This is a genomic window from Streptosporangium sp. NPDC051023 (assembly GCF_040689595.1).
Lineage (GTDB): Bacteria > Actinomycetota > Actinomycetes > Streptosporangiales > Streptosporangiaceae > Streptosporangium.
In genome coordinates this window covers 48,074-54,073 of sequence record NZ_JBFBCE010000064.1, presented here as the reverse complement: position 1 = coordinate 54,073, position 6,000 = coordinate 48,074, and the positions used below count along the sequence as shown (strand labels likewise).

Sequence of the window (6,000 nt, the reverse complement as noted above, 5' to 3'; positions counted from 1 at the left end):
AACAGCAACTCGAAGCCTCTGGTGCATAGGTTGATCTTGGTCGACAACCCTTCTACCAGGGGCTTCTTTCTTTGTCGATCAGATGCCGCACGCCGTACCGCTTCCATGACCTGCGGCTTCAGGTTGAAAAAGGCTCAGTACTGGGAGCAGCAGGGCCACTACATCGAGGGTGTCTCTCCGAACGGCCTCAACATTTCAGGCCGTTCCCGTCCCGACGACTTCCTGCTTTCCCTTGCGTCCACCGGGCCCGACGACAACGTCGTATTGAGTTTGGGAGCCTCGTCGTACTGCATATGGCCGAACGGGACGCCCGAGCCCTCCTCCACTTCCTGACCCGTCGAGCGGGCCTGGTGGGTCGAGGTCGACTTCGCCGAGCGGTTCGTTGCGGGCGTCGCCGACCTCGGCACGCGCGGCGCCGGTCAGGCGACTTCCGGTGGCGTGCCCGCGCGGCCCGTAGCGGGTTGGATGAGGTTGAAGACCGTGTGAGGATCGTGCCCGCCGAAGAGCAGTGAGATCACGATCGCGGCCATGGCCTCCAAATGGTGCGCATGACGCAGGTCGCCGACCGGCAGCGGTTCGCACCCCAGGTCGGTGATCAGGCGTTTGGCCCTCTCGCAGGCGGCGGCGTGGTCACCGCAGTAGGGCACGACCAGGCGGCGGCCGTCGAACACAGGCGGGCGCATCTCCCAGACCCGGGCGTGGCACAGGTTGAACGCCTTGACCACGTGGCCGCCGGTGGCCCGCGCGATGTCCTGTGCCATCGACCGGCCCGCATCGGTGACCAGCGTGAAGTGCGCTGTCTCGACCGGGTTGTTGCAGTCGATGATCGCCTTGCTGCGCAGTCCATCGCCGATCCCGGTCAGCACGCTCGCAATGTCCTGGTGAAGGACCGCGATCAGAGCCACCTCGGCGAACTCCGCGACCTCGGCGACATCGCCGGCGCGGGCGCCCCACCTGTCGGCCAGGGCCCTCGCCTTGGCCGGCGTCCTGCCCGTGATCATCAACTCGTGGCCGGCGGCGGCCCACTGGGTACCGAGTGCGTCGGCCATCGCCCCGGCGCCGAAGATTCCAATTCTCATGGCCAGGACGGTAGGGAGACGTGGGGAACCCCTCGGTGCCTCACACGGTGTCAGCCGTCGTCGCCCCCTAGCTCGTCGGCGTGTTTCTCGGCCCACCGGGCGAGCACCGAAACCGGCTCCAGCAGGCTCCGCCCGAGGCCGGTCAGCCGGTATTCCACGCCTGGCGGTGCGGTGGCCAGCGGCCGCCGTTCGACGAGGCGTCCGCGCTCCAGCCTGCGCAGGGTCTGGGTCAGCACCTTGTTGCTGATTCCGCCGATCCGGTCGCGCAGGTCGCTGTAGCGCAGCGGGCCGGGCCCCAGGCCGTACACCACGACGACCGACCAGGTGTCGGCGATCAGCTCCAGTGTGGTGCGAGCGGGACAGTCGGCCAGGAACACGTCGAACTCACTCAAGCGCTGCTCCACGGGGGCGTCGTCACGACCTCAGTGTGCCGCGCTTCGGGCGACGCGAGCCCGCCGGAGGTCGCGTGGGCCGTCGCCGGGGTGCGGGCGGTGAGAGAAAGGCGCCACGAACGAGAAGGGCGAGGGCACGGACTGAAGCTCGGCCATGAGCCTTGTGAGGGCTATTTATTACGTGGCACGATATACCGTGGCACGTAATAAGGATGGTGAGCGGATGGACCTTGATGGACTCGGGCGATTCGCCGATCCGGCGGTGCTGATCCTGAGCAGTCTGGCCGGTGGCGACAAACACGGATACGCGCTGCTGCGCGACATCGAGGAGTTCGCCGGTGTGAGGCTGGGACCCGGCACCCTGTACGGCGCGCTGACCCGGTTGGAGCAGCGGGGGCTGGTCCAGCCGCTGGCGGCGGAGCAGCGCCGCCGCCCCTACCGGATGACCGAGGCCGGGACCGCCGCGTTGCGGGAGTATCTCCAGCATGCCCGTGCCGTGACCGAGATCGGCCTGTTCCGTCTGGCGACGGACACATGAACGGCGGGACACGCGGGCGCCTGCTGCTCTTCCTGGCCGGGCTCTATCCCCGCTGGTGGCGACGGCGCTACGGCGAGGAGTTCACCGACCTGGTCACCGAGCTGGCCGACGACCGCGGGCAACGTACTTTCCCCCTGGCCCTCGACCTCGTCGCGGGCCTGATCGATGCCTACCTGGTCAGGAGACATGTGATGACAGTGTTCTCAGCCGACGGCGCCTTACGTCGGGGAGCCGGTGACGGACTTCTCGTCGGCGGTCTCGTCGCGATCGTGGCCTTCCTCACCAACGTGCTGTTCCCCGGCGGCCCCGACGACAGTGACGGGGATCTCGGCAACGAGATCCTGATCCTGGGGATGTATCTGCTCATCGGGATCCTGCTGGCCGTGATCGGAGGGCGTGGCCGTCGCCGTGCGAACACCAGGAACGCCGGGGCCAAGAGCGGGGCGGTGGCGGGACTGGTCATCGGCGTCACGATCACGGTGACGTTCCTCGCCATCGACAACCTGTTCTTCGGCCTGGTCAGCCAGCAGCACGACAAGGTCGTGGCGTTCGCCTCCAGTGGCTGGTCCTCCATGCGTTCGTACATGAACGTCAGTCTCCTGACAGGGGCGGCCGTCCTCCTTCCCGTCCTCACCGTCGTCGGCGGGGTGCTCGGGTTCCTCGGTGGTCGGGTCGCCTCACGCGGGCGCGAGCTGTCCGTCTGACCGTGTCCCGGTCACTCGTGCGAGCTCCGAGTACGGCCGCATGCCAGGAAGCGAGCGGCAGTCGTCATCACCGGTCCGCCTTCACCACGTCCGTCTCCCCGCATCGATCAGCTTGGCGGCGTCTCGTCAGGAACTGATGACCTGTTTCACCCGTGTTGAGGCGCTGCTGGTGCCGGTCGTGTGAAGCGGGCGCCGTGAGGCGGTGTCCGGGCCGATCGATGACAGCGGCCGGACACCGCCTCACGGTCCGCTCAGGCGGGGGTGCTGGTGATGACGGCGAAGCGGGCGCCGTGGGGGTCGGAGAGGATGGCGAAGCGGCCGACATCGGGGATGTCCGTCGCGGGAACGAGGACGACGCCGCCGAGCTCCTGGGCCAGGGCGACGGTCGCGTCGGCGTCGGGGACCTCGAAGTAGGGCAGCCAGTGCGGCCTGTCGCCCTCCTGGAGAGGCATGAGGCCACCCTGGTCGGCGTTCTCCCCCTCGGCGGCCGAGAACATGATGTAGGTCGCGTCGCCGAACGGCATGTCCCGAGTCTTCCAGTCGAAGACCGACTGGTAGAAGGAGCGGACGGCGTCCGGGTTCGGGACGTACAGCTCGGTCCAGGCCAGCGAGCCGGGGGCGGTGACGAGGTCCAGGCCCGTGGTCGTGCCGGGCTGCCAGACGGCGAACTCGGCGCCGCCGGGGTCGGTGAACCCGGCCATCCTGCCGTTGGTGAAGACGTCGAACGGTGTGAAGCGCACGGTGCCACCCGCCTGCTCGACGGCCTTCGTGGTGGCGTCGGCGTCGGCGGTCTGGAAGTAGAGCGTCCAGGCGGAGGTCGCCCCCTCGTCGAGCGGCCCGACGGCGGCGACCGTCTTACCGTCGAACTGGAAGAAGCCGTAGCCTCCCGCCTCGGGGCCGGCCGACTGGAAGCTCCAGCCGAACAGGGGGCCGTAGAAGGCGGTCGCGGCCTCGATGTCGGGCGATCCCAGGTCGATCCAGTTGGGGGCGCCGGAGACGTAGTCGGTGGTGAGCATGACGTGCTCCTGGAGAGGTTCGTGTGATCGGTGGCTCGCCGTCCGGGCTGGGGTGTCTCCAGAGGAGACGTCACCCGTCGGGCTGTCCGCTCAGCGTGGCAGGGCCCACCGACAATTTCCGGTCACCGAGGTATCGGGATCCGGACAGTCCGGTGACCGGGCTGTCCGGCGAGTCGTGCCGTGTGCGACCGGCCCGCGTTCCGTCTCACGCTGTCTCACGCCGTCTCGTGCCGTCTCGTGCCGTCTCACGCCGTTTCCCCCGGCCGTCCGCCGTCCGGGTCTCATTCGCCCATCCGCCGTCCGGCCGGCTCGCCCGGGGAACGCGAGCCGGCCGGAGGGGAACCGCGCAGGGGCGCGGTCGTCCAAGGGGCCGGCGCGCGAAGCTCCTGGACGGCAGGGGTGCTCTTGATCGAGACTCCGTTCGCCGGGAACTCCGCGCGCCGTACAACCGATCACTCTCGCCGGGCCGTCTCACCGTCGAGCCCGGGGGCGGGCCGGAGAGGGGGCCACGGCCCGTGTGGTGCCGAAGAACGGTGCACCCTCATGGAGGCGAGAGCGACGAGGCCGGGCTCAGCCGGTCAGCAGCCGCTGTACCAGCCGTGCGACTGGCCGTTGTCGTTGGCGCCGGCGTTGTAGCTGATCTTCTGGCCGGGGCCGATGCAGAGGTTCTGGGAACCCTGCTGGAAGTTCAGCGAGTAGACCCTGACCCAGGCCGGCACGCCGGGGCCCTGGATGCCGTTGTTGGACCAGGAGGAGTCCTCATTCCAGATGAAGCTCGGCCAGATGGAGTCGCTGCCGGCCCAGGTGGCGCCCGCGCCGTCGTAGTTGGCGTCGACCCACGCACAGAAGTAGCCCCTGGCGCAGTTGCCCGTGCCGGCGGAGGCGGCGTTCGGCGCGGAGACCACCAGTGCTCCGGCGAGTGCCGCGACGGAGGCGGCCAGAACCTTCATACGCATCTTCATGTTGATCTGTTCCTTTCTCGGTGATTTCGTGTCCGGCTGGACCGAGGGGGACGGGCGCGCATTGCGCCGTGATCAGCCGTTTGCCAGCGCCTGCGCACGGGAGAGTGCGGAGCGCTGCATGGCGCGATATCTGTTCACCGTTCCGGAGTGCTTCTCGAACACCTCCCTGGTGTAGGTTTCCTGCACCTCCCGGCCCACTGTGCTCAGCTGCGTGGAATTCACGCACCGAGCTTCCGTGACCGCGAGTTTCCGTTCCAGGCGCGTCGCCGCAGCCTCCGTCAGCCGCGCCTTCTCGGCGACGAAGGCGGCTCGGAACGCCTGGATGCTTTCGGTCGGATGACCGGCGTCCGCCATACACCGGGCCCACTGCTGCTGCCGGGCTTTGAATCGTGGGTCGGCGAGCACTTTCGGCATCACTTCGGCCTTCAGGTTGCCTGTGATGGTCTGGTTGTTGAACCATGTGCGGAAATCGCCGTACAGCTTTTCCTGGGCGTCCGCCTGGCAGCCTTCCGCGCTGGCGCTTATGGTGTGTCCCGACGGCAGCCTGACCGCGACACGTCGCGATTTCGCGTCGCCGTAGAGAGCTTTCATGAATTCCGACTGACGTGCCGTGGAAAGGCTTTCGAAGTAGCGGGCGTTGGGGTTTTTCTCCTGCTTCAGATCGCCCTCCTGCACGTCCGGCTGGGCGAATCCATGTGCTTTCGCCCACGCGATGTCGTCCACGCCGAAGACGAAATGGCGACTGTCGGCTTCGCCGGCGGCCGCCGGGGGCGTTCCGGTGTCGAAACGGAAGCCGTGAGCCTCCATGCACCGGCCCGTCAGCACGAGTTCCGTCTGGGCGAGACGGGCTGTTTCGGCCGCCGAGAGTGGGGCGACGGCACGCTCAGCGGAGCCGCCCGCGCAGCCGGCCGCCGACAGCGCGGCGACCGCCAGGCAGGCGGCTGAGGCCAGCAGCCGGGCGCGCCCGGTGAAATCCGCACCGCTTGCCCCGGCTTTCGGGGCGCGTAGGCATCGCTGCGTGAGCATGGGGTGAAACCCTTTCTTGGCCCGGCTCCTGCGGCCGTCGCCCGGGTCGCTTCCCGGCGTTTCGGTTCGAGTCGCCTCCGCCGGTGCCGGCGGCGTCCGCCACGGCGGTGGACGGACTCCTTCATAGCCGCCGGTTTTTGTTCACGGTCGGAGCGTCAGCGCCGTATAAACAACTGCGGACAACCAGGCCGACCGGACAACGCCGAACAACTAAACCGAACAACCGTGCAGGGCCTTGAGGGAGAAGAGCGCTTCCCCGTCACGAGGCGGCGTGCGCCGCCTT

General features: G+C 68.3%; 7 protein-coding genes and 1 pseudogene. 3 read left to right on the top strand and 5 right to left on the bottom strand.

Annotation, left to right across the window (positions count from 1 at the left end; all coding sequences use genetic code 11):
• Nucleotides 1–333 (top strand): annotated as a pseudogene (locus tag AB0395_RS33020) (hypothetical protein); the annotation flags it as partial.
• An 86-nt stretch (nt 334–419) separates the two neighbouring features.
• Here the strand turns inward: AB0395_RS33020 and AB0395_RS33015 are convergent.
• Entirely contained in the window at nt 420–1,079 is a 660-nt protein-coding gene (locus tag AB0395_RS33015) for an NAD(P)-binding domain-containing protein (protein ID WP_366287891.1), read from the bottom strand.
• A 50-nt stretch (nt 1,080–1,129) separates the two neighbouring features.
• Nucleotides 1,130–1,471, bottom strand: a complete 342-nt coding sequence (locus tag AB0395_RS33010; protein ID WP_366287889.1) for a helix-turn-helix domain-containing protein — start codon at nt 1,469–1,471, stop codon at nt 1,130–1,132.
• Between the two features lie 223 nt (nt 1,472–1,694).
• Between AB0395_RS33010 and AB0395_RS33005 the strand changes: the two genes are divergently transcribed.
• A complete protein-coding gene (locus AB0395_RS33005) occupies nt 1,695–2,009 on the top strand; it encodes a PadR family transcriptional regulator (RefSeq protein ID WP_366287887.1) in 315 nt (104 codons plus the stop codon).
• Nucleotides 2,006–2,713, top strand: coding sequence for a hypothetical protein (locus AB0395_RS33000; protein ID WP_366287885.1), 708 nt, complete (start codon nt 2,006–2,008; stop codon nt 2,711–2,713). The genes AB0395_RS33005 and AB0395_RS33000 overlap by 4 nt, the downstream gene beginning before the upstream one ends.
• Before the next feature lie 251 nt (nt 2,714–2,964).
• Here AB0395_RS33000 and AB0395_RS32995 read toward each other — a convergent pair whose 3' ends face one another.
• From AB0395_RS32995 to AB0395_RS32985, 3 genes are all read right to left on the bottom strand, one after another.
• Nucleotides 2,965–3,729 carry a VOC family protein gene (locus tag AB0395_RS32995; protein ID WP_366287883.1) on the bottom strand — a complete coding sequence of 255 codons (765 nt, stop codon included), beginning with the start codon at nt 3,727–3,729 and terminating at the stop codon, nt 2,965–2,967.
• Between the two features lie 578 nt (nt 3,730–4,307).
• Nucleotides 4,308–4,691 carry a peptidase inhibitor family I36 protein gene (locus AB0395_RS32990; protein ID WP_366287882.1) on the bottom strand — a complete coding sequence of 128 codons (384 nt, stop codon included), beginning with the start codon at nt 4,689–4,691 and terminating at the stop codon, nt 4,308–4,310.
• 72 nt (nt 4,692–4,763) lie between these two features.
• Complete coding sequence (locus tag AB0395_RS32985) at nt 4,764–5,717, bottom strand: hypothetical protein (RefSeq protein WP_366287880.1); 954 nt, start codon at nt 5,715–5,717, stop codon at nt 4,764–4,766.
• Between the last annotated feature and the right edge of the window lie 283 nt (nt 5,718–6,000).